Source organism: Streptomyces sp. NBC_01471 (assembly GCF_041438865.1).
GTDB lineage: Bacteria > Actinomycetota > Actinomycetes > Streptomycetales > Streptomycetaceae > Streptomyces.
The window spans coordinates 4298535-4324388 of sequence record NZ_CP109450.1; the positions used below are offsets into that span (position 1 = coordinate 4298535).

A 25854-nucleotide genomic window follows, 5' to 3' on the forward strand; every position below is an offset into this window, starting at 1 on the left:
CGCCAGGCGATCACAGTACGTGAAGCTAGTTAACTAGATTAGAGCTAGTGGACTAGATTTTCCATATGCCTGAGCAGCCGCCCTATCTCCGCATCGCCGACGAACTCCGGCAGCGCATCGCGGAGCACGTCTGGGAGCCGGGGGACCGCCTCCCCTCCCGCGCCCAGATCGGCCAGGAATGCGGCGTGGGCGAGAACGTGGTGCGCCGGGCACAGGAGCTGCTGATCTCCCAGGGCATGCTGGAAGGCCGCGCCGGATCGGGTACGTACGTCGCCGAGACCCGGCAGCGAGTACGGGTCGTCCGGTCAACGGCGCGCGAGCAGCCCGGCGGAGCCCCGTTCCGCCAGGACATGAAAGCGCTCGGCAGACAGGGCGACTGGGAGAGCCGGACCGACGCGAAGGTTCCGGCCCCGGCGGAGATCGCAGCGCGACTCGGGGTGGCCGAGGGCGAGCTGTGCGTAAAGACCACGTACGAGTTCCTGGCGGACGGCAGGCCGGTGCAGCTGTCGACGAGCTGGGAACCGTACGACCTCACTGCCGGCACACTCGTCGTCCTCCCCGAGGGAGGGCCGCACGCCGGGGCGGGTGTCGTGAACCGCATGGCCACGATCGGAGTCACCGTCAGCCACGCGGTGGAGCAGCCCGAACCACGACACGCGACCGCCGAGGAAGCATCGCTACTCGGCACCCAGAAAGCCGCACTCGTGACGCACATCCGCCGGACGTACTACAGCGACCAAGGCCGCCCCGTAGAGACCGCGGACATCGTGGTCCCCGCAGCGCACTGCGAGATCGTCTACGAGATCCCGATCAGCCGCTGACAAGCTGACCCCGGCAGGTCCAAAGCCGGGCTCCAGCCGTGCCCCCGCGTGCCCCTTCCGTGCCCGACAGTGCGGGAAACCAGGGGGAACAGCGGTGCCCGACAGGGAACGGGCATGGCAACGGCCCCCGACCATATGTACTGGTCGGGGGCCTCTCGCCTGCGGTGGGTGTGGGATTTGAACCCACGGTGACTTCTAAGGCATACACCGCCGTGTGTGCACCTCTCGTGGCCCGCACATGGCCCACAGTGCATACGGAACGAGCATCAGCGTTCTCCTGCGAGATCCCCTTCGTCCCGAAGCAACTTGAGTGGGGCCGCTGCCATGGGCTGGCATGCTCCTCACCTACGTTGATAGTCCGCTGACGCCCGTGCGCGTCCGCTGCTGTCCGCCGACATTGTCACGCAGTTAGACACTCACCCTGGCGTTGCTCTGGGCCTCTCTCAGTCGAGACCTGTCGGCGGCTTGGGCTTCCGGCTCGTCCCCTGCCCACTCGGATGTGACGAGCAACACACTGGGAGCTTCAAGATTCTTTGTCGGTAAGGCGGGTTCCCGGGACTAGAAGTACGAGCCTTATCCCGACCTCTCGGCAAGGAGTCGCAAAGTTGATCACCATCTACGTTGGAGTGGACGACGCAAGCGATCTACATGAGCTCGCCACCTCAACGGCGAAGCATTTCGAGGAGGATCTGGCAGATCCGCGTGGCTACGGTCGGATTCGCCCTCCCTCTCCCCTCCCTCCGCTCGAGCCATCGATGGGGCCGAAAGCCCTCGTCCTTCGGATGATCAAGCGAATCCAGGACACCAAGGAGCGCTTTGAGGAGGAGAACGTCTACCTTCGGTCAATGTGCGCTGACTGCCCAAAGGACGGGGGCAAGCGGTGCCCGCGGCGGAGTAGAGGAAACCCGCGCGACGACGCGGCGGATGTCGCACATTCGTCTGTAAACCTCATCTCTGAGGCTCTACTCATGCTCGCCAGTGTCTGTGGGTTGCAGCTCGCCTCGATCACTCGCGAAGCCTTGCTCGCCGCCCTGACAGCGCGCAACGCCGCGATCGAAGGTGATCACGAAGCGGTCGACGAGTTCAGCCGGACCTGGCTCGGCATCACCCGTCCAGAGAGATGGCGCGACGCGGTAGAGATGGCCTTGCTGGGCGAATGGGTGAACAACCTCGGCAGGGGCATTCTTCGCGATCCGGCCGTGGTGGACCTCTTGAGGAACCACGCTCAGATCGAACATCGACACCTGCAACCACTGTGGGAACGCAAGGTGAATGGCAGACGGACCGCGTTGCTCAGCCAGCCAGTGAGCAAGGATCTGACCCTGCACGACATCCTCGCGGAGTGTCGAACGCCAGAGGCCGAAGTCTTGCACGCCGAGCACGACGACAGTCGGGTCGCAGCAGTGCTCCGCCGGCTCACACCCGAGGAGGCATCCGTGGCGGAACAATGGGCGGAAGTGCCAGATAGCAACTGGCATCGAGCGGCGCTTGCTGCACGGCTCCCAGAAACGTTCGGCGAGAGCGTCCGGCGTAAGTTGAAGCGCCTCGGCAAGCTCTACACAGAGCGCGCCCAGTCCGCGGCTACTGCGGTGGCCGGTGCATCATGAACCGTGGCCAGCAGGAGAGCCCCTCAGGGCCGGTAAGCGCAGAAATTCTACTGAGTGCGCCAAGCGGGCCAGCGCTGACCGCCATGGCCGGTACAGGCGCAGTCACCACCGCCCTGGTCAGTGGAGCCATCCCTCCCAACTCCCCCCTCGTGTGGCCCCTCGTGGTCCTGTGTCTCGGTTCCATGGCATATGACCTAGGCGTCCGAGCCGTGCGATACCGCATGAGTTAAGGAGTGCCGCAGACTCGATCTAATTCCGCGGCAGACCTTACAGTCGAAAACCGCATGCTCCGACAGCCATAAGCGCTGAATGCTGCCCGGGACTGCTGCACGGTTGGGTGACAGTGTCACCCTATCCGTGCAGCAGTCCCCTCTGACCACCAGTGGCGTCGGCGACTGGATGACCTGTTTGGCCTTGTCTTCACTTGGAACCATGGCAAGCGCGAGCGGCCTCCTGAAGCGGTGCTCGGGCGCCTCCGGCTGGGCCGTCCCTGGGCCGTCCGAGGTTGCTCAACAGCACCCGATGACGACCAACGGCGACCGCTCACGCCGGGTCGATCAGCGCCCCCACCTGCAAAAACCCTGGTCGGTGAGATCTCCCGCAAGAACCAGGGCAAGAAGAAGTAAGAGTAGCGATCATGCCCCTGACCTGCGCACCTGGCGCAGATCGAGGGCTCTCGTTTGCCCTGGGTCTGGGGGACCCGGCCTGGGAGACGACCCGACGGCGGTCACCGTGAACGCGAACTGAGTGAACACGTCCAGGAACGCTGCCCGGCCCGGCATCGGCTGAAAACAGGAATCTCACAGCCTCCTGACACTCTCTCCGTACCCTCCACCCCATGCGATACCCCCCAAGACCGTTCCGTCGGCCAACCCCCCCGTCCGTCGTGGCGCATCACCGCGGCCGCAGTGGCCGCAGTGGCGGCGGCAACCGTAGGCACGTCTCTGCCGGCCGCGGTCCCTGCCCACGCGGCGGAACGCCCCGCGGCAGGCCAGGTTGCCGTTCACCAGCAGGCGGTCACCGAGGCGCAGCAGCAGTCGGTGCTCCAGTACTGGACGTCGGAGCGTATCGCCGCGCTCACCACGCCGGCGTCCGACAACCCGCCCACCGGCGGCCCCGACGGCGCGCCCTGGACCACCGGCAACGCGCTGGCGGGGACGGTCGGGCGGCTGTTCTTCACCGACCACGGCGAGGACACCAGCTGCACCGCCACCGTGATCCAGAGCGCCAACCGAAGCACCGTGGTGACCGCAGGCCACTGCGTGGACAACACCGACCTGCTGGGCGAGAACAACCAGTGGGCGACCAACGAGATGTTCGTGCCCGGCTACCACGACGGTCACGCGCCCTACGGCAGGTTCGTCGGCCGCATGGGCGTCGTCGACGCCACCTGGCTGGCCAACGATCAGCAGCACGGGAAGACGTACAACGCCTACGACCAGGCGTTCGTCGTGCTGAACGTGGGCGAGCGGGGCCAGAGGCTGCAGGATTCGGTCGGAACGGCGCAGAGGATCGGCTTCGACCGGCCCGGCAACGTGCCCAGCGATTCCTTCGGCTACCCGCGCGCCAGCGGCGACCCGGCGCGCGAGGGCCTGCCCGAGTACACCGGTGAACGTCTTGCGTACTGCTCAGGGACGGCCGAGGAATACCCCGGCACGCCCGAGTCCCCTGAGCCGCCTGGTCAGTTCGGCCCGCCGTGCATCATGGGCGGCGGCTCCAGCGGCGGGCCGCGGATCACCGGTCTGAACCGGGTGACCGGTCTGGGCACCGTGGTCGGCGTCAACACGCAGGGCGGGTTTCTCGACACCACAGGCGCCTCCTGCGCCACCTCCCACGACGGCTGCCTCCGCTACCTCGTCGGTCCGCAGTTCAGTTCGGCGATCACCAAGCCGCTGTACGACCGGGCTCAGCGGGCCTGAGTGGCGCCCCGGTCCCCCTCCGGAAGGGGCGATGCGTCGAGCCGCGCGGGCAATCGCCCACCGCTCATTTCCCACCGCTCTCCCACCGCTCATTTCCCGCTGACTGCTTCGTCGCAGCAAAAGCCATCGCGATTCTCGACATCTACCTTCCACATGGGTGAGGCGAATATGAAACTTGGACGCACAGGGCGTGCGAAGTTGCTGCTGCTTGCCGCGCCCGTAACAGCCTGTGCTGTTTTCTTCACCTCGACAGAGGCGTTCGCTGCCGTCGGCGGGTCCAGTACTCAGCCTGCGCGGCAGGGGGTGAGCGAGGTGCGTTACAACCTGGGCGACGAGGCTTTCCCGCCGCCCAAGTCTCTCGGATACGTGGGCAACAACGAGCTGGACGGGGCTGTTTACTACCCCGACGACATCTCCTCAGGCACCCACCCGCTGATCATGATCGAGCATGGGTTCTGGGACACCTGCGCCGACGCCGACGCCTCCACGTCACTCACCGCGGCGCAAGCCGCACTGGCGAAGGACGAGCAGAGCGGTGACACGGCCGACGCGGCGAAGCAGGAGGCGATCATCAAGGCCGCCTCGGACCGGCTGTCGGCCTGGCCGTGCGCACCTGGGGTGCGGCAGATCCCCAGCTATCTCGGATACGACTACCTGGGCCGTGATCTGGCGAGCCGGGGGTTCGTCGTTGTCTCCATCGGGGCGAACGGCATCAACTCGACGTCACTCGGCCAGGCCGACACGGTTTATCAGGAGCGCGCGGCACTGATCAACGCCCAGTTGCGCATGTGGCGGCAACTGTCGTCCACGGGCAAGGGCCCGCTGCGCGGCAGCTTCGTCGACGCCAGGTCCGGACGTCCGTCACCGGTGAACTTCAAGAACCATGTGGACTTGCAGAACGTGGGGCTGATGGGGCATTCCATGGGCGGCGGCGGAGTGATGGAGGAGATCGCCGACAGCAGCCGTGACACGTGGCCCCAAGGCGTGTCCATCAAGGCCGCGTTCGCTCTCGCACCCACCGCCACCTGGGACGTCGATCCCATCACCAAGACATCGTTTGCGGTGATGTGGGGCACGTGCGACCAGGTGAACACCGGGGAGTACTTCGACTGGAACAAGGGCGACAACAGCGCACCGATAGCCCAGTACACGGTGCGCGGCGGTGTCCACGACTTCTACAACAAGCAGTGGTCACCCAGCAGCGGCCAGGTCAGCGCACATGACGACGCCGTTCCCGGGAGCAAGCCAGGCACCTGCACGTCCCAGTTCCCCGGAGCCACCACCCCCCAGACCGATCAGAAGGAACTCCCGGAGCAGCAGCAGCGCCGGATCACCAAGGATTACGTGAGCGCCTATTTCGCCGACCACCTGCTCGGCCGGACGCAGTACGAGCCTTACCTGACGGGCGAGAAGTCGTTCCCCGGCACGGGCGGTGCCGTCAGCACCCAGTTCGACGGGGGCGACAACTGAGCACTTTCCCGCCGGGTTGACGGCCGGGTGGGAGTGGAGGGGAGCCCCGACGCTCTCAAGCCTGAGGGCCCCACACCCACACCCACAACCACACCCCAGCGCCCAGCAGAAAGCCCCCCCCGCCCCACGGAGACTCCGCGGGCAGGGGGCTTTTTGGTGCGCTGAGCCCGGGCGGCGGGGCGTCAGGGGTGGTCGTGGGGCGGCGGGAGCCCCGCTCAGGTTCACGGAACAGGGTCGCGAAGTTCTCCAACTGGGAAGAAAAAGAAGGCGGTTGTGGCATCCGAGTAAGACAATGGCGCATGGAAACGGGCCGCCGAACCTGGGGCTGGTCCGGCCTGCGCGCATCGCCACGGCGGTGCCGGATGAGGGGGATGTCTGAGTGAAACGCCGAAGAACCACCGCGGTCCTGCTCGGTGCCGCACTGTCGGTTGCCGTACTCGTGACGCCGGCCGGCGCACAACCGACACAGACCGGAGTCTCCACCACCTACCAGCTCAACGCACGGCACAACGGCAGCATGGTCGATACCGCGGTGGGCGCTCCGCCCCTCAGCCAGAAGTGGTCCCGCGACCTGGGTGGGAGCGTCTCCTATCCCGTCGTGGCCGACGGGCGGGTCTTCGCCACCGCTGTCTCGCCGGACGGGTACGGCACCACTCTGTACGGCATGGACGCGGACTCGGGCAACGATGCCTGGAAGCCCATTGACCTCGGCGGCACCTTCCGGTGGTCCGCGCTCGCCTACGGGGGCGGTCGGCTGTACGCGCAGAACTACGACGGCGTGCTGACCGCGTTCGACCCGGCCACCGGGAAGGAGATCTGGCACGTCACGCTGCCCGGTCAGTACTCCTTCACCTCGCCCCCCACTTTCGCGGGCGGCATCGTGTACACGGGCGGCGCCGGCTCGGGCGGCACCCTGTACGCGGTGGACGCCGCCAGCGGTTCGATGCTCTGGACACAGCCTGTCGCGAACGGGGACAACAGTTCGCCTGCCGTCACGGCCGACGGGGTCTACGTCTCGTACGCCTGCGAGCAGACGTACGCCTTCGCCCCCAAGTCGGGCAACCCGGTCTGGCACCACGAGACGGAGTGCTCCGGCGGCGGGGGACGTACCCCTGTTGTTGCCGACGGCGGTGTCTGGATCCGCGACGACGCCGGGATGACCCCATCGGTCCTCAACGCCGCCGACGGGAAGGTCCGCGGCACGTACGAGGCAGCCAGCGGGTCGCCGGCACCGGCCTTCGACGGCCACCAGGGCTACTTCGTCGATGGCGGTGTCCTCCAGGAACGGCACAGCCGCACCCTGGCGCCTCGCTGGACGTTCGAGGGCGACGGCCGGATCAGCACGGCGCCGATCGTCGTCAACGGCTACGTCTACGTCGGCTCCCGGACCGGCCGGCTGTGGGCGCTCAACGGCGCCACCGGTCAGTCCGTCTGGTCCACCGATGTCGGCGCGCCGATCAACGAGCCCGACGAGCACAACGTGTCCCAGCCGCTGGCCGGTCTCGGTGCGGGCGGCGGGCTCGTGGTGGTTCCGGCCACCAACCTGCTGGTGGCGTACGGGAAGTGAGTGACGGGCGTGGCCGCCGGTCCCGGTGGTCACCCTCCGGCCCCGGCCTGCGTTCTTCGTGTCCTGCGTCCCGCCTCCCGCGACGAACGGGGGCGAGCCGGGTCTTCTCCCGGGCCGACAGCGGGACCCCGCCCCACGTCACCGGAGTCGGAGCCGGTGGCGTGGCGCGGGGCCCTCGCAGGCGTACGGAACGGTCCGCGTCAGCCCTGGCAGCCGCCGCACTGGCACGGAGCGCCGGACTGGCAGCCGCAGCCGCAGCCCGAGCCGCAGCCGCAGGCGCCGAGAACGCGCAGATGGTGCACTTCGACGGGGGCTTGCTGCTCGGGGTCGGTGACGGGGGAATCGGCCATGATTTCCTCCTGCTCGGCGTGCGAGGACGTACTGGTTCCGCCATCCCATACCCACCCAGGTGGGGCGCATCAACGGCGCATGCGCGCAAGCGCGCCGTTCACGCCCCCTCGACCTGCGCCGGAGCGGACTGGATCTCGTCGGCGTGCTCGCCGGTCACCAGATAGACCACCCGCTTGGCCACCGACACCGCATGGTCGGCGAACCGCTCGTAGTAGCGGCCGAGGAGCGTCACGTCGACCGCCGTCTCGATGCCGTGCTTCCACCGGTCGTCCATCAGGTGCTGGAAGAGCGTCCGGTGCAGCAGGTCCATCTCGTCGTCGTCCGTCTCCAGCTGGAGGGCCAGGTCGACGTCCATCGTGATGATGACCTCGGCCGCCTTCGCCATCAGCCGCTGCGCGAGCTGTCCCATCTCCAGGATCGTGGCGTGCAGATCATGCGGAACGGCCCGGTCCGGGTAGCGGAGCCGGGTGAGCTTCGCCACGTGCTGGGCGAGGTCGCCCGAGCGCTCCAGGTCGGCGCTCATCCGCAGCGAGGTGACCACGATGCGCAGATCGGTGGCGACGGGCTGCTGCCTGGCCAGCAGGGCGATGGCCCGCGCCTCCAGGTCGTGCTGGAGATCGTCGACCTTCTGGTCGGCGGCGATCACACTCTCGGCGAGCTTCAGATCGGCGTCCAGCATCGCGGTCGTGGCCCGGCCGATCGCCGAACCGACGAGCCGGGCCATCTCGACCAGGCCCTCGCCGATCGAGTCCAGTTCCTCGTGGTACGCGTCCCGCATGGGAGTCCCTCTCTTGTACGGCTGGTCTGTACGGCTGGCCGGTCTGTACTGCCGGCCTGTACGGCTGCTCCTGTACGGCCGATCTTTCGGCCGGTACGGCCCGACAGGTGTGTCCCGCCTCCGCGCCTCCACGGTCGGTGTGCCACGCGTCCGTTTCCGTCATCCCAAGTGAACCGGCCCTATCCCCTCGGTGAACTCTGGGCGACGAACGTTCGAGCAGGTCCCCGTTTGGCTGGGGATGTGTCGGTGGAGCCGCATAACCTGGACACATGGACGTGAACGCGGCGGTCGCCGCAGCAAGCGCGATCGCCGGGCTGTGCACCGGTGTCATCGGCGTGCTGGCGTTCCGCTGGAGCGAGCGCGAACTGGCCCGCCCCACCCGGACCTCCCTGCACACCGACGACGTGCTGCCACCCGGCGTGGACACAGTTCTCTCCGTGCTCAGCTCATCCGCCGTGGTGCTCGACGAGAGCGACTCGGTGGTCAAGGCCAGCTCGGCCGCGTACGCCCTGGGCCTGGTCAGGGGCGGGAAGCTGGCCGTGGAGCCCATGCTGCACATGGCCCGGGACACCCGGCGCGACGGGGAGATACGACAGGTCGAGCTCGACCTTCCCCGCCGGGGCACCGGCCGCGGCGAGGCGCTCGCGGTCTCGGCCCGGGTGGCGCCGCTGGGCTCCCGGCTGGTGCTGCTGCTCGTCGAGGACCTCACCGAGGCCCGGCGCATCGAAGCCGTACGGCGTGACTTCGTGGCCAACGTCAGCCATGAGCTGAAGACCCCGGTCGGGGCGCTCTCGCTGCTCTCCGAGGCGGTCATGGGCGCGTCGGACGACCCGGAGGCGGTCACCCGTTTCGCGGGCCGGATGCAGATAGAGGCGACCCGGCTCACCAATCTGGTCCAGGAGCTGATCGACCTCTCCCGGGTCCAGAACGACGACCCGCTCGAAGACGCCGAGCCGGTCCGGGTCGATGTCCTGGTCGCCGAGGCCATCGACCGCTGCCGCCACCAGGCGGGCACCAAGCAGATCACCATGGCGGCCGGCGGCACGGCCGACCTCCACGTCTGGGGCAACCGCTCCCAGCTCGCCGCCGCGCTGGGAAACCTCGTGGAGAACGCGGTGAACTACTCACCGGCCCGCACCCGCGTCGGCATCGCGGCCCGCCGCACCTCCGCTCCCGGCGGTGACCTCATCGAGATCGCCGTCACCGACCAGGGGCTCGGTATCACCGAGAAGGACCGCGAGCGGATCTTCGAGCGCTTCTACCGTGTCGACCCGGCCCGCTCGCGCGCCACCGGCGGCACGGGCCTGGGCCTCGCCATCGTCAAACACGTGGCCGCCTCGCACGGCGGGGAGGTCACGGTGTGGAGCTCGGAGGGCCAGGGCTCCACCTTCACCCTGCGGCTGCCGGAAGCCGGTTCCGTACGCGATCGCCGCGGCCGCCGCACAGATCCGGCGCCCGCCCCGGAGAGCCCCACCGGCCACACTGGCCACACCGCTCCCGCTGATCCCACTGACGCTGTCGGCGATGACGACGACCAGCCCTTCGCGACCTTCCTGTCCTCTGAACCCATTCCTGCCCCGGAGGTCCTTCCGTGACCCGAGTGCTTGTCGTCGAGGATGAGGAATCCTTCAGCGACGCCCTGTCCTACATGCTCCGCAAGGAAGGGTTCGAGGTCGCCATCGCGGCCACGGGCCCCGACGGACTCGACGAATTCGAGCGCAACGGCGCCGACCTCGTACTGCTCGACCTGATGCTGCCGGGACTGCCCGGCACCGAGGTGTGCCGCCAGCTGCGCGGCCGCTCCAACGTCCCGGTGATCATGGTGACCGCCAAGGACAGCGAGATCGACAAGGTGGTCGGCCTGGAAATAGGAGCCGATGACTACGTCACCAAGCCCTTCTCGTCACGGGAGCTGGTCGCCCGTATCCGCGCGGTGCTGCGCCGCCGCGGGGAACCCGAGGAGGTCTCCCCGGCGGCGCTGGAGGCCGGCCCGGTCCGGATGGACGTGGACCGCCATGTCGTGACGGTCTCCGGCGCCAAGGTCGACCTGCCGCTCAAGGAGTTCGACCTGCTGGAGATGCTGCTCAGGAACGCGGGCCGGGTGCTGACCCGGATGCAGCTGATCGACCGGGTCTGGGGCGCGGACTACGTCGGGGACACCAAGACCCTCGACGTCCACGTGAAGCGGCTGCGCGCCAAGATCGAGCCGGACCCGGGCGCGCCCCGGTATCTGGTGACGGTCCGGGGCCTGGGCTACAAGTTCGAGCCGTAAGCCGACCCGTACGTACGCGCATACGGAGGTGCCCCGCCGGAATCTTGCTGCCCGGCGGGGCACCTCCGTACGCGCTGCGGGCGCTCTGCGCGCTCGCTCGCGGTTCAGCTGCTGGGCGTCCCGTTGCCGCTGGGCGTCGCGTTCCCACCCGGGGTCGCCCTGCCGCTCGGGGTCGTCTTGCCGCCGGGGGTCGCGGTGCCGCCCGGAGTCGCCTTGCCGCCCGGTGTCGCCGAACCCGAGGGCGTCCCCGCGGGGGACGAGGGCACCGCGGGCAGGCTGCTCGGGCCGAAGCCGTGGAAGTAGCTGGTGGCCGGGACGACGAGCGCGTTGAGCGCCACCCGGCCGGTCTCGCTGAACTGGAAGACCAGGTCCTGCGTGGAGCCGTCGGCGGCTGCCGAGCGGCCGTCGGCGAGCACGGCGGCGGCGTTGTTCTTGCCGCCGATGATGACCGAGCCGTGCGCGGGCACCGAGATCGGACCCTTGCCCTTGGCCGGGGTGAGCTTCACGGTGGAGCTGGAGCCCGCGAGCTTGACGTCCTGGAGCGTCTGGTTCGTGTCACCGTTGTTGAAGAGGGTCGCCGAGATGACGGCGGGGCCCTTGACCGTGGCCTTCGGCTGGGTGATCACCGTCGCGTTCTGGACCCTGATGACACCGACCGACGTAGCGGCGTTGTCCGGCTTGACCTCGATCGTCGCCGCGTTGTTGCCCGCACCACAGGCGGACAGGGCGGCGATCGAGACCACGATGGCAGAAGCGGCGAGGACGCCGCGTCGAAGGCTGCTGCTCACGGCGGCGGCTTCTCCTAGGACGTACGGACAGGACGGACAGGGGGTCGGGAGGGGTAAAGCCTCCCTAAGGGTGTGTCAGCGGCCTCAGGTTACCGAGCCGTCGTCACGGCCCCGCACCCGACCCGCCCCGCGGCCGGTACCGGTACCTGACGGATGCCTTCGGGGCGCCCGCTCTCACGGCTCCCACGTATGGCTTCGTGCGCATGCCTTCGTACGCCGTTCACATATCGCGAGTGATCAATTCCCTCTGCCGCTCTCGGCCACCACGTATTCCTTACGGAAAACCCTCTTCCGGCGCACAGTGATCAATTTCCGATTGCGTCCGTATGGGTGATCGACATCCGAACTGGGGTCGCGAAGTTCACCGTTTCGAATGCGGCAAATCGGGACGTTAGCCGCCTGTGGGAAGGCTTCGGATCCCTGTGGCGCCTGCGTTTCTCTCCGTGCGCAGAGCCGCTCCGACCTGCGAATACCGTCCCGGGGGAGCTCTCCGCAGCACGTTCGTGTTGCTGTTGTCAAGCCCCGAGATATGCCCTGACCTGCGAAAACGTCATTCAGAAGAAGCCGTTCTCGTGTTAGACTGGATAGCCACGGAAGGGGTACCTGTCACATGACGTTCAAGGTTGGCGACACCGTGGTCTATCCCCATCACGGGGCCGCGCTGATCGAGGCTATCGAAACTCGCCAGATCAAAGGCGTGGACAAGACCTACTTGGTGCTCAAGGTCGCCCAGGGCGACTTGACTGTTCGTGTGCCGGCGGACAATGCGGAGTTCGTAGGCGTGCGTGACGTGGTTGGTCAGGAAGGACTGGACCGGGTCTTCGAGGTGCTTCGTGCACCGTATGCCGAAGAGCCCACGAACTGGTCCCGTCGCTACAAGGCGAATCTTGAGAAGCTCGCCTCCGGCGACGTCATCAAGGTGGCCGAAGTGGTCCGTGACCTGTGGCGTCGTGAGCGTGAGCGCGGACTTTCCGCTGGTGAGAAGCGCATGCTCGCCAAGGCCCGCCAGATTCTGGTGAGCGAGCTCGCTCTCGCGGAGAACACCAACGAAGACAAGGCCGAGGCTCTGCTCGACGAGGTCCTCGCGTCCTGAATTGCTTGACCCGCTAGACCGCTTGACTCGTTTTACTGCTTGACGCTTTGAATGCCGTGGTGCCCGCTGACCACATGGATCAGTCCATGTGTCGTCGGGCACTACGGCATGTTGTTTTCTCGCGCAGCTCTTCCGCCACGGTCTCATGCTCTCCGCGGCTTCGGACGGGTCTGCTGTTCGCCTGTTTTTCATGGAGCGATGCTGCGTGAGCAGTACCTTGATCGGTACGTGGTGTGCCGGGCCCGGGATGCCGACTCGACCAGTCGTCACGGAAGGGGCCGGTCAGGGCGTCGCGCCCGGCACTCCCAGGCCATACCCATGTCGGCTGAGGACACAAACCCTGAACGCGCAACCGATGTCAGACGAGCCCGGGACCCCGTCCCCCAGCAGCTCCACCGCCGGATCCCGAGCCGCCGCTCCGGCCGGATCCGGCCACACCACCGCCGCGGTGATCCCTGCCGCGGGCCGCGGTGTCCGGCTCGGGCCCGGAGCCCCCAAGGCGCTCCGCACCCTCAACGGAACCCCGATGCTGGTCCACGCCGTACGGGCGATGGCCGGATCACGCGCGGTCTCCCTCGTGGTCGTCGTGGCCCCGCCGGACGGGGCGGCGGAGGTCGAGGCCCTGCTGAACGGGCACTCCTGCCCCCCGGGCACCGAACTCCTGGTCGTACCCGGCGGTGACACCCGCCAGGAGTCCGTCCGCCTCGGGATCGGCGTACTCCCCGAGAGCGTCACCGCGGTGCTGGTGCACGACGCGGCCCGCCCGCTGGTGCCCGTCGACACCGTGGACGCGGTGATCGCGGCGGTACGGAACGGTGCACCCGCGGTCGTTCCCGCCCTGCCGCTCGCCGACACCGTCAAACAGGTCGAGCCGCGGACCGATGGCGGCCCCGAACCGGTCGTCGCCACCCCGGAGCGGGCCCTGCTCCGCGCCGTACAGACCCCGCAGGGTTTCGACCGTGCGCTGCTCGCCCGCGCGCACGCCACGGTCACCCACGACGTCACCGACGACGCGAGCATGGTCGAGCAGCTCGGGGTGCGGGTCGTGGTGGTCCCCGGACACGAAGAGGCGTTCAAGGTGACCAGGCCGCTGGACCTGGTCCTGGCCGAGGCGGTTCTCGCCCGCAGGAGGATCAACAGTGGCTTCTGACCACGCCCAGCCCGACCACGCCCAGCCCGACCACGCCCAGCAGCCGTCGGTGGTGATGCCGCAGGTCGGTATCGGGACCGACATCCACGCCTTCGAGGAGGGCCGCGAGCTCTGGTGCGCCGGCCTCCGCTGGGAGGGCGAGGGCCCCGGGCTCGCCGGGCACTCCGATGCGGACGTGGTCGCCCACGCCGCCTGCAACGCGCTCTTCTCGGCCGCCGGGATCGGCGACCTCGGCGCCCACTTCGGCACCGGCCGCCCCGAGTGGTCCGGGGCCTCCGGGCTCACCCTGCTCACCGAGGCCGCCAGGATCGTCCGCGCCGAGGGGTTCGCCATCGGCAATGTGGCCGTCCAGGTGGTCGGCGGCCGGCCGAAGATCGGCAAGCGCAGGGACGAGGCGCAGCGGGTCCTCTCGGGCGCTGTCGGCGCTCCTGTCTCGGTCTCCGCTGCCACCAGCGACGGGCTCGGCTTCACCGGCCGCGGCGAAGGGCTGGCGGCCATCGCGACGGCACTGGTGGTCCGTATGTGAAGACGGTTGGTCCGTACGTGACGACGGTTGGTCCGTACGCAAGCACGCAGGGCCGCCCGTATCCGCGCGGCGCGGCGGGGAAGCCGGGACAGAGCCGCGCTGTTTGGGGTAGGGATGGGGGCGCGACGCCCGTACGACGACTGTTCCGCACCCTGTTCAGCAACCCGGAGGCCAAGCCCGTGTCTGCCGCACTCAGTGACAAGCTCAAGGAACTCCTCGACAGCCCCGTCTTCGTCAACATCGCCACCATCCAGCCCGACGGCAGCCCCCAGGTGAGCCCGGTCTGGGTGGCGCGCGACGGCGACGATGTCCTGTTCTCGACGACGGTCGACCGCCGCAAGGAGAAGAACCTGCGCCGCGACCCCCGGGTCACCGTGCTGGTGCAGCCCGCCGACGCCCCCTACTCGTACGCCGAGATCCGGGGCAGCGCGACGCTCTCCACCGAGGGCGGCCAGGAGCTGATCGACAAGCTGGCGCTGAAGTACCAGGGCAAGCGGTACGCCGAGTTCAACCCGGACTCCGTCAACGACGCCACCCGGGTCGTCGTGCGGATCACCCCGCGCAAGGTCGTCGGCAACATCTGAGGGCCGGATTCCCCCGCAGTGCCCGCCTGAGCTCCCGTTCGGCGGCTGGTCACCGGCTGCCGGACGGGCGCTCCGGGGCACTGTTGCGTCACACTTCCCTGCCCCGTCGGCCAAAGGGTCATGGGGCACTGGTATGGGGCCACTACCCTGGTGTAGTGACTATTCGTCTGTACGACACCAGCGCCCGGCAGATCCGCGACTTCGTTCCGCTCACAGCGGGCTGTGTCTCGATCTACCTCTGTGGCGCCACGGTGCAGGCGGCCCCGCACATCGGGCACATCAGGTCCGGGCTGAATTTCGACATCATGCGCCGCTGGTTCGCGTACCGCGGCTACGAGGTCACGTTCATCCGGAACGTCACGGACATCGACGACAAGATCATCAAGAAGGCGGCGGAGCAGAACCGCCCCTGGTGGGCGATCGGCTACGAGAACGAGCGCGCGTTCAACACCGGATACGACGTGCTCGGCTGCCTGCCGGTCACCTACGAGCCGCGTGCCACCGGTCACATGACCGAGATGATCGAGATGATGCGCGTCCTGATCGAGCGCGGCCACGCCTACGAGGCCGACGGCAACGTCTACTTCGACGTGCGCTCGTACGACGACTACCTCCAGCTCTCCAACCAGGACCTGGACGGGCTGCGCCAGCCCGCCGAGGACGGTGTGACCGGCAAGCGCGACCCGCGGGACTTCGCCATGTGGAAGTCCGTCAAGCCGGGCGAGCCCTCCTGGGAGACCCCGTGGGGTCCCGGCAGGCCCGGCTGGCACCTGGAGTGCTCCGCGATGGCTCACAAGTACCTGGGCCGCGCCTTCGACATCCACGGCGGCGGGATCGACCTGATCTTCCCGCACCACGAGAACGAGATCGCGCAGTCCAAGGCGTACGGCGACGAGTTCGCGGCGTACTGGATGCACAACGCCTGGGTCACCATGAGCGGCGAGAAGATGTCCAAGTCGCTGGGCAACTCCGTGCTGGTCAGCGAGATGGTCAAGCAGTGGCGCCCCATCGTCCTGCGCTATTACCTCGGAACCCCGCACTACCGGTCGATGATCGAGTACAGCGAGGAAGCACTGCGCGAGGCCGAGTCGGCCTTCGCCCGGATCGAGGGATTCGTCCAGCGGGTCATCGAGAAGGCCGGGGGACCGGTCGCCCCGGCCGCCGAGGTGCCGCCCGCCTTCGCCGAGGCGATGGACGACGACATGGGGGTGCCGCAGGCGCTCGCGATCGTGCACACCACGGTCCGCCAGGGCAACTCCGCGCTGGCCGCCGACGACAAGGAAGCCGCCGTCGCCAGACTGGCCGAGGTACGGGCGATGCTCGGAGTCCTCGGCCTCGACCCGCTCGACGAGCAGTGGGCGGGCGAGGGGGACCGCGGCGAGGACCTGCACGGGGCGGTGGACACGCTCGTGCGGCTCGTACTCGAACAGCGCGAGGGGGCCAGGTCCCGCAAGGACTGGGCCACCGCGGACTCGATCCGCGACCAGCTCCAGCAGTCCGGGCTGGTCATCGAGGACGGGCCGAGCGGTCCGCGCTGGACCCTGGGCCCGCGGTGAGCGCTCCGGCGCCGTTCGCGGCACACTTTCCTATACGTAGTACGTACTGAGCAGCAGAGAAGCAGGTAGGTCATGGCCGGGAACAGCCAGCGCAGGAACCGCCGCACGTCCAACAAGAAGGGCGCGCAGGTCGGCAGCGGGGGCCAGCGACGCCGCGGCCTGGAGGGGAAGGGGCCGACGCCGCCCGCGTCCGAACGCAAGGGACACAAGAAGAACCGCGTCGCCGGCGCCCAGGCGCGGCAGGCCGCGGCCCGCCGCCCCGCGCCGCGCCGGGGCGGGGCCAAGGGCACGTCCGAGATGGTCGTCGGCCGCAACCCGGTCTACGAGGCGCTGCGTGACGGCGTCCCGGCGGTGACCCTGTACGTCCAGCAGTACATCGACAACGACGAGCGGGTGCGCGAGGCGCTCCAGCTCGCCGGGCAGCGCGGCAACATCAACCTGATGGAGGCCCCGCGCCCGGAGCTGGACCGGATGACGAACGGCCTGAACCACCAGGGTCTCGTCCTCCAGGTCCCGCCTTACGAGTACGCGCACCCCGAGGACCTCACCTCCGCCGCGTACGACGCCAACGAGGACCCGCTGATCGTCGCCCTCGACGGTGTGACGGACCCGCGGAACCTCGGCGCGATCGTCCGCTCCGTCTCCGCCTTCGGCGGCCACGGCGTGGTCGTCCCGGAGCGCCGGGCGGCCGGGATGACGGCGGGCGCCTGGAAGTCGTCCGCGGGCACGGCCGCGCGTACACCGGTCTCCCGGGTCACCAACCTGACGCGGGCGCTGGAGGGCTACCAGAAGGCCGGCATCACGGTCGTCGGCCTGGCGGCGGACGGCGAGCACGAGGTGCAGGACCTGGAGGCGCTGGGCGGCCCGGTCGTCATCGTCATCGGCAGCGAGGGCAAGGGCCTCGGCCGGCTTGTCGGCGAGACCTGTGACTACCGGGTGCGGATCCCGATGCCGGGCGGCGCGGAGTCGCTGAACGCGGGTGTGGCAGCGGGCATCGTGCTGTACGAGGCGGCGCGCCGCCGCGCCTGACCGGGCAACCGGAAGCGGGGAACGGGCAGAACGCAGCCCGGTGTGCGAGGTCCGTCCTGACGGGCGGCGCACACCGGGCTGTTGCCGTTGGCACTGTTGCCGCCGTCGTCGTGGCTGGTAGGGGCGCCGCGCCCGGACGCCGGGGCGGCGCGCCGGACACGCCGCCGGGAGGCGCTTCGCCTTACGGGTAACGCCTGTTGACGGGTCGCGGACAGATCCGGAGTGTCAAGGCAGTGTCCTAAACCTGTGTCACTCGGTTAGATGAGCGTGGACACCAGAACACCCGGGTTCGACGACCTGCCCGCGCTGAGCATGGTCAAGGTGCCGTGCGATCCCGCACAGGTCGTCGTCAACCACGCCAGCTTCCGGGTGCAGCTCGCACCGAACTCGATTCTGCGGCCCGCCGGTTCGGGCCCGAAGGACACGGCAAGGATCCCCGCGGCCTCCCGCGCGGGCGGGCGGCGCCGGGCGCCTGTCGTGTGGAGTGGGAAGTCCGCCCCCGACGACACCGGGGCCATCAGACTTCTCCAGGCCGTGCGGAACTCCGGCGTCCAGGAGGTCGGTTACGCGTCCGGCCACGACGCGGGAGCCACCCAGGTCATCCCCCGTGTCGGCGTCGACGGAGCGGACGGACCGCCGCGCGGCGGCCCCGGGGGAGAGAGCCCCGGCACGCAGTTGCTGCCCAGGATGCGCGAGGCCGTCGGAGCGTACGACGAGCAGGAGCGCTACTCCGGCGGCGCGTACGCGGATGACGCCGACGGCAACGACGTCGACGGCGCGTTCGACGACGGCCTCGGCTACGGCCCCGACGGCAACGCGAACCGTACGGACCCCAGGCGGTCCGGCTCCGACGGCATCCGCCACGCCTACTACCCCGACCGCCGGATGAACCTCGGCGTGGTGCTGCTCCCGCTCCGCGTGTTCCTCGGGTTCATCTCGATGTACGCGGGCATGGGCAAGCTCTGCGACCCCGTCTACTTCGACGGCGGCGAGCGCGGCTCCATGGTCAAGTGGCTCCACTCGCTGCACCCTTGGGCCCTCGCGAGCCCGCTCCGCGACTTCGCGCTGTCGCATCCGGTGGGCGCCGGGCTGACCATCGCGTTCCTGCAGGTCGTCGTCGGGGTGCTGACCGTACTCGGACTCTGGCAGCGGGTCGCCGGCGTCTTCGGCGCGCTGCTCTCCGCTGCGCTCGTCGTCACGGTCAGCTGGCGGACCGTCCCGGTGTACGACGCGCCGGACATCATCTACCTCGCCGCCTGGTCGCCGCTGATCATCGCGGGCGCCCCGGTCTACTCGATCGACAGCCGTCTCGCGGGCGAGGCCTGGCGCACGCTCGGCCCGCGCTCCGAACTGGCGGACCTGCGGCGGCGGGTGCTGCGACGCGGCGCCGTCGTCGCCTCGGTGGTCGTGGGGCTGACGCTGGTCATCGGCGCGGTGCTGGGCGGTGCCGTGCGCTCCGCCGAGGTCGTGACCGTACCGGGTCCGAACACCGATCCCACCAACCGGCTGCCGGGACAGCCGCTGCCGCAGGAGCCCGGCGCATCGGGCAGCCCGTCGCAGGAGCGCACGTCGAGGGCGCCCGAGCCCTCCGCGAGCGGCGCGGCACGGCCGTCGGCGAAGCCGTCGACGCCCGGTACGGTCCGGGAGAGCGCGACCGTCGGCTCCACGGGCCGGCAGCAGCCCAGCGAGACCCAGGGCACCGGCCAGCAGCAGCCGTCGCGGCAGCAACAGCAGCAGCAGGTTCCGCCGCCCCCGGCGGCGACCAGCGCGGGCCCCTCGGCCTCGGGTGGTACGAGCACCGGCGGGGGCAGCACCGGTGGCGGTTCGGGCACGTCGGGCGGCGGCGAGGGCGGCAGTTCGTCCGGCGGGGGAAGCAACAAGAACCCGATCGGCGGCCTTCTCGGCTGACGCAGGCACCGGGGCAGACGCAGGAGCACGGGTGAGGGGCGACCGCAAGGGCGGTCGCCCCTTACCCGTGCCCACGGGGGATGTTGAGGTGTGCGGTGCGCCGGGGTGCAGTTCGGTCCAGTTCCGTGGCGGGGAGGCTCAGGCAGGGCTGCCGAGTTCCTTCGCCGCCTCGGTCAGGTCCTTGGCGGTGTCGATGGCCCGCCAGTACGCGCCGTGCGGCAGCGGGTAGCCGGCCAGCCTGCGCTCACGGGCCAGCCGGGGGAAGGTGGACCGCTCGTGGTCGCCGAGGTCCGGGAGAAGGGCCGTGAAGCCCGCGGAGAAGACATAGACGCCCGCGTTGATGAGGTACGGCGACGGGGGCGACTCGATGAAGTCCAGCACATGCCCGAACTGGTCCGTCTCGACCGCGCCCCACGGGATCCGGGGACGGGCGAGGGCGAGCGTGGCGACGGCATCGCGCTCGGCGTGGAAGGCGGCCATCTCGCGCAGTGAGAAGCGCGTCCAGATGTCGCCGTTCGTCGCGTACCAGGGCTGATCGGGGTGGGGGAGATGCACGGCGGCGTACTTGAGACCGCCGCCGCGGCCGAGCGGTTCGGACTCGACGACGGTCGTGACCCGCAGGGGCAACTCCGTTGAGTCCAGCCACTCCTGGAGCACTTCGGCGAGATGGCCGCAGGAGATGACGGCATCGGTGACACCCTCGGATGCCAGCCAGGCCAGCTGATGGCCGATGATCGGCGTGCCGGTGCCCGGGATCTCGACCATCGGCTTGGGACGGTCGTCGGTGTACGGGCGCAGCCGGGAGCCCTGGCCGCCCGCCAGAACCACGGCCTGCGTGGGCAGCGCGTGTGCGTGAGGATCAGCGGTCGTCGTCATGAGGCGCACCCTACGACCTGGTGCGCCTCATGACGTCGGTGCTCGGCAGGGCCGGTGCACCTCATGACGTCGGTGCGTACGACTCATGGCGTCGCTGCCCGGCAGGAGGCCGGTGCTCGTCGGCTGGGCACCACTGCCGCTGTCAGTGCTGGTGCGCGACTCCGTACGCGAAGGAGGTGTCGCAGACCGGGCGGGAGAACGACTGGGCGCGCGTCGGCCCGTACCGCTCGACGGCGGCACGGCCCAGCGAGCGGGCGATCGACATGCAGTGGCTCGCCAGGGACGGCCGGCTCTCGACCTCGCGCTGGAGGTGCGTGAGCGCGGTGCCCGGGTCCTTCTCCTGGAGCTCGGCGAGGAGCTTGTCGCGCAGAATGTCCTGCGGGGTACGGGTCTTGGCGCGCACCGACACCTCCTTGGTGGAGGCGGTCAGCATCTGCGAGCCGTTGGAGGTGCCTGCCCACGGGACGCGGGTGACCGCGAGCGTCCCGGACAGAACCAGGACGACGGGCAGGACGAGTGCGAGAGTTCGGCCGATTCGGCGGGCTGTGTGGGTCACGCTGTGGAGCGTAGCGGTCGGTGATGATTTGGCGACATTTAGTCACTCGTGCGGGGGATGGTTCGAGTTTGCTTTTCGAATCAGGTGTTGACGGACCGCTGCGAAATGCCCGCTCTGCCGGGGTGTTTACCGGCGAACGCACTGCGGCCCCGCGCCTCCAGGTGAGGGAGAGCGGGGCCGCGGAATGCTGGTGCGGGGGCCGTCGGCCGCTTGCGGGACCGTCAGCCGCTGAGGCGCTCGCCGGTCGAGGTCGAGAAGACGTGGATCTCGCCGGTGCGCGGGACGACGTGGAGCTTGGTGCCCTTGTCCGGGACCTTGCGGCCGTTGACGCGGACCACGAGCTCCTTGTCCGTGCCGTTCACCTCGGCGGAGCCGTAGACGTAACCGTCGGCGCCGAGCTCCTCGACGACGTTGACGGCGACGGCCAGGCCGGCCGGGGCGTCGGCGCTGTCCTTGGCGAGGGACTTCGGGACCTCGTCGTGCTCGACGACCTCGAAGTGCTCCGGGCGGACACCGACCGTGACCGTGGTGTCACCCTTGTCGGCCGCGGCGGCGAGCGCCTCACGGGAGACGGGGACGACGCTGTTGCCGAACTTCACGCCGCCGTCGGTGATCGGGACCTCCACCAGGTTCATGGCGGGGGAGCCGATGAAGCCGGCGACGAAGAGGTTGTTGGGGCGGTCGTACATGTTGCGCGGGGAGTCGATCTGCTGGAGCAGGCCGTCCTTCAGGACCACGACGCGGTCACCCATGGTCATGGCCTCGACCTGGTCGTGGGTGACGTAGACGGTGGTGATGCCGAGGCGGCGCTGGAGCGACGCGATCTGCGTACGGGTCGAGACGCGGAGCTTGGCGTCGAGGTTCGACAGCGGCTCGTCCATGAGGAAGACCTGCGGCTCACGGACGATGGCGCGGCCCATCGCGACACGCTGGCGCTGACCACCGGAGAGCGCCTTCGGCTTGCGGTCCAGGTATTCGGTGAGGTCGAGGATCTTCGCGGCCTCTTCGACCTTGGCGCGGATCTCGGTCTTGTTGATGCCGGCGATCTTGAGCGCGAAGCCCATGTTGTCCGCGACGGTCATGTGCGGGTACAGCGCGTAGTTCTGGAACACCATCGCGATGTCGCGGTCCTTCGGCGGAAGGTGCGTGACGTCGCGCTCACCGATGCGGATGGCGCCGCCGTTGACGTCCTCAAGACCCGCGAGCATGCGCAGGGAGGTCGACTTGCCGCAGCCGGAAGGACCGACGAGGACGAGGAACTCGCCGTCCTCGACGTCGATCTCCAGCGCGTCCACGGCGGGCTTGGTGGATCCGGGGTATATCCGGGTGGCCTTGTCGAACGTGACTGTTGCCATGAGCGTGCGCTCCTTCACCGGCAGGAACGTGCCGGACGATCCGAGTAAAGGTGAGTGGTGTAGTCCACACGGGTGAACTGCACCGAGACGCTACCTGGCGGTTTGCGGTCTGTCAGTAGTTCCGGGCCGGGCAAATTTCCGACGTGGTCACGTTCGCGGTGCGGTTAGAATGCTGCGACGCGCCTCCTTAGCTCAGCTGGCCAGAGCAACGCACTTGTAATGCGTAGGTCATCGGTTCGAATCCGATAGGGGGCTCTGTGGAACCCCAGGTCTCGCTAGTCGTGACCTGGGGTTCTTCCGTTGCCCTGGCCTTCGGGGGCGGGTGGCAGGTGGCCCGTTCGGTGGGTCCGCCGGTGTGGTCGGAGCTGTCCCTTCTCCAGCTGCTCCGCCATGTATCCGCGAGCGGGTTTGCCGCTCGCCGTGCGGACCACAGCGCTGTGGGAGACCTCCAGTACTGCTTCGGGGGCGGTGGCGAAGTCGGTGGTGATGCGGGTCGCGATCGCTCCGGCGTCGATCGTCCTGCCGCGCTCGGGGACCACCACGACTGCGAACGACTCTCCGTACGGAAGTACCACGCACTCGGCGACTCCTGGCTCCGCCCCCGCCACGTGCTCGACGTCCGTGGCGAACAGGTTCACGCCTCCGGTGGAGATGCGGTCGCCCCGGCGGCCACTCAGGTAGAGGTGTCCCGACCGCAGATATCCCAGGTCACCCGTGTCGAACCACTGCGTGCGGTGGTCCGTGGCGCCGTCGTATCCGTTGAACAGGGTGGCTCCGCGCAGGTGTACGGACCCGGCCTCCCCCGCTGCGCACTCACGTCCGGTTCCGTCCACGACGCGCAGGGCCAGCCCCGGCGCAGGGCGGCCGAGACACGCGGCCGCTGCCGGCCCGTCCGTGCGGAAACTCGTCGTGTCGTCCACGAACCGGTGCGACGTGGCCATCAGGACCGCTTCGGCGAGCCCGTAACAGAAGACGAGTGCCGTGGGATCGAAGCCCCACGGCGCCGTGGCGTCGAGGAAGGTGCGGACGGATTCCCGGCGTATCGGCTCCGCGCCGCAGAACACGGTGCGCCACGTCCGGAACAGGCGGGGATCGGGCGCTTCCCTGTCCGCCGCCTCCGAGATGCGCGCGGCCAGGTAGCGGAGCATGAAGTCGGGGAAGGCGCCGTGGACCCGCCCGGCCGACTGCACCAGGCGCAGGGCCGCCAGGGGCCTGCGGAGGAACGTTCCCGGTTCCTCGACCACCAGGTCCAGGCCCCGGACGAGCGAGGTCAGCACTCCGATCAGCCCCATGTCGTGGTGGAGCGGCAGGGCGATGAGTCCGGCGTCCCCCGCTTCCATCCCGGCTGCGGACGAGATGGCCTCGATGTTGCCGAGTACCGCGCGGTGGCTCAGCGGGATGGGCCGGGGCGTTCCGGTGGATCCGCTCGTGTACTGGACGAAGGCGAGGTCCTCCGGTCCTCCGGGCGGGGGCCCGGTGGCCCGCGCCGGGCAGAGCTCCAGATCGAGTCCGTTCAGACCCCGCCCCGGCATCCGGAAGGCATGACGGACCCCCTGCTGCCGGATCACGGTGGCGAGGTACTGCTCGACGGCCGCTCCCGGAACACGGGGCTTCACGGAGACGGGCACGGCTCCGAGATGAAGGAGTCCCAGGAGGGCCAGCACTCCTTCCCGGGAGCTGCCGATCCGCAGCAGGACCCGGTCCCCCGGGCGCACTCCCTGTCGTACGAAGCCGCCTGCCGCCGCCGCGATCTGCTCGGCGAAGGCGGGGTAGGCGAGGCTCTCCCGCCGGGCCGAGGTACCGAAGGTCACGGTGGCGTTCCGGCGGTCCGCCTGACCGGCGAGCGCCTCGCGCAGAGTTGCGGCGATCATGCCACCGTCCCGGTCGGGCCGAGCAGGGATTCGAGGTCGGCCCGGTGGACGCGTTTGGTGTGGCGGTCGACGAGCCCGAGTCGGACCAGCCCTCTGGCCACGGGAGTGCCGCCGGGTTCCGCCACGTCCTGGGCCAGGGTGAAGCTGTACGGGGACCGGTCCGCCAGCGACGTCCGTACGACGAGGCGTCCCACCGGATCCCACTCGACCGTCCGCAGATAGTCCAGCTGGAGTCTGAGCACCACCGCGACCAGCGGGCTGTGCCGCAGGTCGGCACCGTGGGCCAGGCCCCATTCCCAGCGGCCGGTTTCGAGGAGCTGCGGATACACGCTGTTGTTCAGGTGCCCGGCCCAGTCGAAGTCGTTCGGACGCAGGGGGACTTGGACTTCACAGGGGTGTGACAGGCCCGCTGGTTTCAGTGGTGCCGGTGGTGTGGGCCGATGGCTCATGTGGACGGCTCACCGCCGGCTCGCTCTTCACCGGTCGTGGGCCGGGCGAGGAGCACCACCACCGCGCCGGCCAGGTCTCCGGTGTGGCTGATGGACAGGTCCGGAAGGATGTTCCGTTCCCGGCACCAGTCGGCGACAGCTCCGTGCAGGCGCAGCCGGGGCTGCCCGGCCGGGCCGTGGACGACCTCGATCTGGGGGAACGAGCCCGCGGGCGCACCGCCCATCGAACTGAGCGCCTTGATGAAGGCCTCCTTCGCACAGAACAGCCCGGTCAGGGACGCGTCCGGGTCGGGGCGGGAGGCGCAGTGCGCGCGCTCCGCGGCGGTGAACACCGCTGCGCTAGCGCGCAAGTGCGCTTTCTCGCGCAGCTCCGTCACGGACTGCAGATCGAATCCGGTCGACATCGTTCGTGCGGAGACTGGCGAAGTAGGCACGTTTGAGGTCCTCGTAGGATCGGGTCTCGATGCCGGTGACTTCACGCACCAGGGCGAACACGCTGGTCACCTTCTGTGTGTGGACGGCCCCTTCGTGCAGCGCGTCGTCGCCGAGGCTGAACTCACCGTCACCCGAGCGCGTCCGCTCCCACCAGTTGACGAAGCCCTCGCGCTCGGTCTGGGCGTCGCGTGCCGGGCCGAACGTCTCGCCGCCGTCGGGGCGGATCCAGGTGTACGCCATCGACAGGACGTCCTTGATCGGGTAGACACCGGTCTCGACGAGCGCCTTGGCGAAGGAGGCGAAGTACTGCCGGTGCTGCACCTCGTCCTTCATGATCGTGTGGAACACGTCGCGGACGAGTCCGTCCTCGGTCGTCCGGGACTGCCATCCGTACGACACGCAGGCCTCGATCTCCACGCAGGCCTGGAGGATGCAGACGCGGGCGTAGTTGTCCGTGGGGAAGGACCCGCGGTGCTCGATGACCTCGGCCTCGTCGACCGGGTCGATGTCCGCCATCTCCATGAGGCGGCCGAACGCGACTTCGTGGTGGGCCTCTTCCTCCAGCCAGTACCGGGCCGACCAGGCTGCGGCGACGTGCAGTACGTCGCTGCCCAGGGGGTTGGAGTCGCGGATCTCGGCGGCGAGCTTCACCCCGTCGACGGCGAGCCGGATCCCGGCAGGCTGCGTTGTCAGTTCGGCGCGGGCGGCGTGCCAGAGCGCGGCCTTGTCCGCGGGGGCCGGCCGCGAGAGCCGGCGGCCGTCGAAGAGGGCGTCCGTCGCCCACCGGCGCTGTTCGTGGTAGCTCTGCTGGACGCGCAGCACATCACTGATGGTGGCTCCGGCGCGGAGCTCCTTGACGATGTCGGTCATGATCAGCACGGGCACGCCTTCCG

General features: G+C 69.2%; 24 protein-coding genes and 1 tRNA gene. 15 read left to right on the top strand and 10 right to left on the bottom strand.

Translation table 11 applies throughout. The features are described 5' to 3' along the window. The first annotated feature begins 65 nt into the window (after positions 1 to 65). The 5 genes from OG285_RS19085 to OG285_RS19105 all read left to right on the top strand — a co-directional run bounded on the left by OG285_RS19085 (position 66) and on the right by OG285_RS19105 (position 7384). Positions 66 to 821: a GntR family transcriptional regulator gene (locus tag OG285_RS19085; protein ID WP_371791656.1), complete on the top strand. Its 756-nt coding sequence runs from the start codon at positions 66 to 68 to the stop codon at positions 819 to 821. A 605-nt stretch (positions 822 to 1426) separates the two neighbouring features. Next, entirely contained in the window at positions 1427 to 2428 is a 1002-nt protein-coding gene (locus tag OG285_RS19090; protein ID WP_371791657.1) for a hypothetical protein, read from the top strand. Positions 2429 to 3345: 917 nt separating this feature from the next. Then, positions 3346 to 4347, top strand: coding sequence for a serine protease (locus OG285_RS19095; protein WP_371791658.1), 1002 nt, complete (start codon positions 3346 to 3348; stop codon positions 4345 to 4347). Positions 4348 to 4650: 303 nt separating this feature from the next. Further along, positions 4651 to 5817 (top strand): alpha/beta hydrolase, encoded by a 1167-nt coding sequence (locus tag OG285_RS19100; RefSeq protein WP_356827649.1) that lies wholly within the window; start codon positions 4651 to 4653, stop codon positions 5815 to 5817. Positions 5818 to 6196: 379 nt separating this feature from the next. Next, the gene (locus OG285_RS19105; RefSeq protein ID WP_371791659.1) at positions 6197 to 7384 is read left to right on the top strand and encodes a PQQ-binding-like beta-propeller repeat protein; all 1188 of its coding nucleotides are present in this window, start codon (positions 6197 to 6199) and stop codon (positions 7382 to 7384) included. A 200-nt stretch (positions 7385 to 7584) separates the two neighbouring features. Here the strand turns inward: OG285_RS19105 and OG285_RS19110 are convergent, their stop codons facing one another. Continuing rightward, entirely contained in the window at positions 7585 to 7734 is a 150-nt protein-coding gene (locus tag OG285_RS19110; protein WP_356827653.1) for a hypothetical protein, read from the bottom strand. Positions 7735 to 7832: 98 nt separating this feature from the next. Continuing rightward, positions 7833 to 8513 (bottom strand): phosphate signaling complex protein PhoU, encoded by a 681-nt coding sequence (gene phoU / locus OG285_RS19115; RefSeq protein WP_164259765.1) that lies wholly within the window; start codon positions 8511 to 8513, stop codon positions 7833 to 7835. A 269-nt stretch (positions 8514 to 8782) separates the two neighbouring features. Here phoU and OG285_RS19120 point away from each other — a divergent pair, with 269 nt between their 5' ends. Continuing rightward, positions 8783 to 10108: a sensor histidine kinase gene (locus tag OG285_RS19120; RefSeq protein WP_371791660.1), complete on the top strand. Its 1326-nt coding sequence runs from the start codon at positions 8783 to 8785 to the stop codon at positions 10106 to 10108. After that, on the top strand, positions 10105 to 10785 hold the full coding sequence (locus OG285_RS19125; RefSeq protein WP_102918029.1) for a response regulator transcription factor: 681 nt from the start codon (positions 10105 to 10107) through the stop codon (positions 10783 to 10785). The genes OG285_RS19120 and OG285_RS19125 overlap by 4 nt, the downstream gene beginning before the upstream one ends. Before the next feature lie 104 nt (positions 10786 to 10889). Here the strand turns inward: OG285_RS19125 and OG285_RS19130 are convergent, their stop codons facing one another. Further along, positions 10890 to 11573 carry a DUF461 domain-containing protein gene (locus OG285_RS19130; protein WP_356827657.1) on the bottom strand — a complete coding sequence of 228 codons (684 nt, stop codon included), beginning with the start codon at positions 11571 to 11573 and terminating at the stop codon, positions 10890 to 10892. A gap of 610 nt (positions 11574 to 12183) precedes the next feature. Between OG285_RS19130 and OG285_RS19135 the strand changes: the two genes are divergently transcribed. From OG285_RS19135 to OG285_RS19165, 7 genes are all read left to right on the top strand, one after another. Beyond that, entirely contained in the window at positions 12184 to 12666 is a 483-nt protein-coding gene (locus tag OG285_RS19135; protein WP_006380568.1) for a CarD family transcriptional regulator, read from the top strand. A 355-nt stretch (positions 12667 to 13021) separates the two neighbouring features. Continuing rightward, entirely contained in the window at positions 13022 to 13816 is a 795-nt protein-coding gene (gene ispD, locus OG285_RS19140; protein ID WP_356827659.1) for a 2-C-methyl-D-erythritol 4-phosphate cytidylyltransferase, read from the top strand. 55 nt (positions 13817 to 13871) lie between these two features. Further along, complete coding sequence (ispF, locus tag OG285_RS19145; protein WP_356828312.1) at positions 13872 to 14342, top strand: 2-C-methyl-D-erythritol 2,4-cyclodiphosphate synthase; 471 nt, start codon at positions 13872 to 13874, stop codon at positions 14340 to 14342. 179 nt (positions 14343 to 14521) lie between these two features. Continuing rightward, positions 14522 to 14926: a PPOX class F420-dependent oxidoreductase gene (locus OG285_RS19150; RefSeq protein ID WP_356827661.1), complete on the top strand. Its 405-nt coding sequence runs from the start codon at positions 14522 to 14524 to the stop codon at positions 14924 to 14926. 155 nt (positions 14927 to 15081) lie between these two features. Continuing rightward, positions 15082 to 16482, top strand: a complete 1401-nt coding sequence (gene cysS / locus OG285_RS19155) for a cysteine--tRNA ligase (RefSeq protein WP_356827663.1) — start codon at positions 15082 to 15084, stop codon at positions 16480 to 16482. A gap of 72 nt (positions 16483 to 16554) precedes the next feature. Then, positions 16555 to 17511 (top strand): 23S rRNA (guanosine(2251)-2'-O)-methyltransferase RlmB, encoded by a 957-nt coding sequence (rlmB, locus tag OG285_RS19160; RefSeq protein WP_356827665.1) that lies wholly within the window; start codon positions 16555 to 16557, stop codon positions 17509 to 17511. A gap of 261 nt (positions 17512 to 17772) precedes the next feature. Then, complete coding sequence (locus OG285_RS19165) at positions 17773 to 19419, top strand: DoxX family membrane protein (RefSeq protein WP_371791661.1); 1647 nt, start codon at positions 17773 to 17775, stop codon at positions 19417 to 19419. A gap of 138 nt (positions 19420 to 19557) precedes the next feature. Here the strand turns inward: OG285_RS19165 and OG285_RS19170 are convergent, their stop codons facing one another. From OG285_RS19170 to OG285_RS19180, 3 genes are all read right to left on the bottom strand, one after another. Next, complete coding sequence (locus OG285_RS19170) at positions 19558 to 20295, bottom strand: nucleotidyltransferase family protein (protein ID WP_356827669.1); 738 nt, start codon at positions 20293 to 20295, stop codon at positions 19558 to 19560. Between the two features lie 142 nt (positions 20296 to 20437). After that, complete coding sequence (locus OG285_RS19175) at positions 20438 to 20851, bottom strand: hypothetical protein (protein WP_356827671.1); 414 nt, start codon at positions 20849 to 20851, stop codon at positions 20438 to 20440. A 221-nt stretch (positions 20852 to 21072) separates the two neighbouring features. Further along, the gene (locus tag OG285_RS19180; RefSeq protein WP_356827673.1) at positions 21073 to 22206 is read right to left on the bottom strand and encodes a sn-glycerol-3-phosphate ABC transporter ATP-binding protein UgpC; all 1134 of its coding nucleotides are present in this window, start codon (positions 22204 to 22206) and stop codon (positions 21073 to 21075) included. A gap of 181 nt (positions 22207 to 22387) precedes the next feature. On the opposite strand from OG285_RS19180, the gene OG285_RS19185 reads away from it, so the two are divergent. After that, a tRNA-Thr gene (locus tag OG285_RS19185) sits at positions 22388 to 22461 on the top strand. A 20-nt stretch (positions 22462 to 22481) separates the two neighbouring features. Here the strand turns inward: OG285_RS19185 and OG285_RS19190 are convergent. The 4 genes from OG285_RS19190 to OG285_RS19205 are packed head-to-tail and all read right to left on the bottom strand — an operon-like array spanning position 22482 to position 25840. Further along, positions 22482 to 24077 (bottom strand): AMP-binding protein, encoded by a 1596-nt coding sequence (locus tag OG285_RS19190; RefSeq protein WP_371791662.1) that lies wholly within the window; start codon positions 24075 to 24077, stop codon positions 22482 to 22484. After that, on the bottom strand, positions 24074 to 24526 hold the full coding sequence (locus tag OG285_RS19195; RefSeq protein ID WP_371791663.1) for an acyl-CoA thioesterase: 453 nt from the start codon (positions 24524 to 24526) through the stop codon (positions 24074 to 24076). The genes OG285_RS19190 and OG285_RS19195 overlap by 4 nt, the downstream gene beginning before the upstream one ends. Continuing rightward, complete coding sequence (locus tag OG285_RS19200) at positions 24523 to 24876, bottom strand: holo-ACP synthase (protein WP_356827679.1); 354 nt, start codon at positions 24874 to 24876, stop codon at positions 24523 to 24525. Before OG285_RS19200 ends, OG285_RS19195 begins: the two co-directional genes overlap by 4 nt. Beyond that, positions 24866 to 25840, bottom strand: coding sequence for a hypothetical protein (locus OG285_RS19205; protein ID WP_371791664.1), 975 nt, complete (start codon positions 25838 to 25840; stop codon positions 24866 to 24868). Before OG285_RS19205 ends, OG285_RS19200 begins: the two co-directional genes overlap by 11 nt. Positions 25841 to 25854: the final 14 nt, after the last annotated feature.

Excerpts from the sequence above, each read along its gene's own strand:
- OG285_RS19195 (WP_371791663.1), bottom strand. The coding sequence starts at position 24,526 with ATGAGCCATCGGCCCACACCACCGGCACCACTGAAACCAGCGGGCCTG.
- OG285_RS19170 (WP_356827669.1), bottom strand. The coding sequence starts at position 20,295 with ATGACGACGACCGCTGATCCTCACGCACACGCGCTGCCCACGCAGGCC.
- ispF (WP_356828312.1), top strand. The coding sequence starts at position 13,872 with ATGCCGCAGGTCGGTATCGGGACCGACATCCACGCCTTCGAGGAGGGC.
- OG285_RS19165 (WP_371791661.1), top strand. The coding sequence starts at position 17,773 with ATGAGCGTGGACACCAGAACACCCGGGTTCGACGACCTGCCCGCGCTG.
- OG285_RS19120 (WP_371791660.1), top strand. The coding sequence starts at position 8,783 with ATGGACGTGAACGCGGCGGTCGCCGCAGCAAGCGCGATCGCCGGGCTG.
- OG285_RS19190 (WP_371791662.1), bottom strand. The coding sequence starts at position 24,077 with ATGATCGCCGCAACTCTGCGCGAGGCGCTCGCCGGTCAGGCGGACCGC.
- rlmB (WP_356827665.1), top strand. The coding sequence starts at position 16,555 with ATGGCCGGGAACAGCCAGCGCAGGAACCGCCGCACGTCCAACAAGAAG.
- OG285_RS19085 (WP_371791656.1), top strand. The coding sequence starts at position 66 with ATGCCTGAGCAGCCGCCCTATCTCCGCATCGCCGACGAACTCCGGCAG.
- OG285_RS19135 (WP_006380568.1), top strand. The coding sequence starts at position 12,184 with ATGACGTTCAAGGTTGGCGACACCGTGGTCTATCCCCATCACGGGGCC.
- OG285_RS19110 (WP_356827653.1), bottom strand. The coding sequence starts at position 7,734 with ATGGCCGATTCCCCCGTCACCGACCCCGAGCAGCAAGCCCCCGTCGAA.
- phoU (WP_164259765.1), bottom strand. The coding sequence starts at position 8,513 with ATGCGGGACGCGTACCACGAGGAACTGGACTCGATCGGCGAGGGCCTG.
- ispD (WP_356827659.1), top strand. The coding sequence starts at position 13,022 with ATGTCAGACGAGCCCGGGACCCCGTCCCCCAGCAGCTCCACCGCCGGA.
- OG285_RS19180 (WP_356827673.1), bottom strand. The coding sequence starts at position 22,206 with ATGGCAACAGTCACGTTCGACAAGGCCACCCGGATATACCCCGGATCC.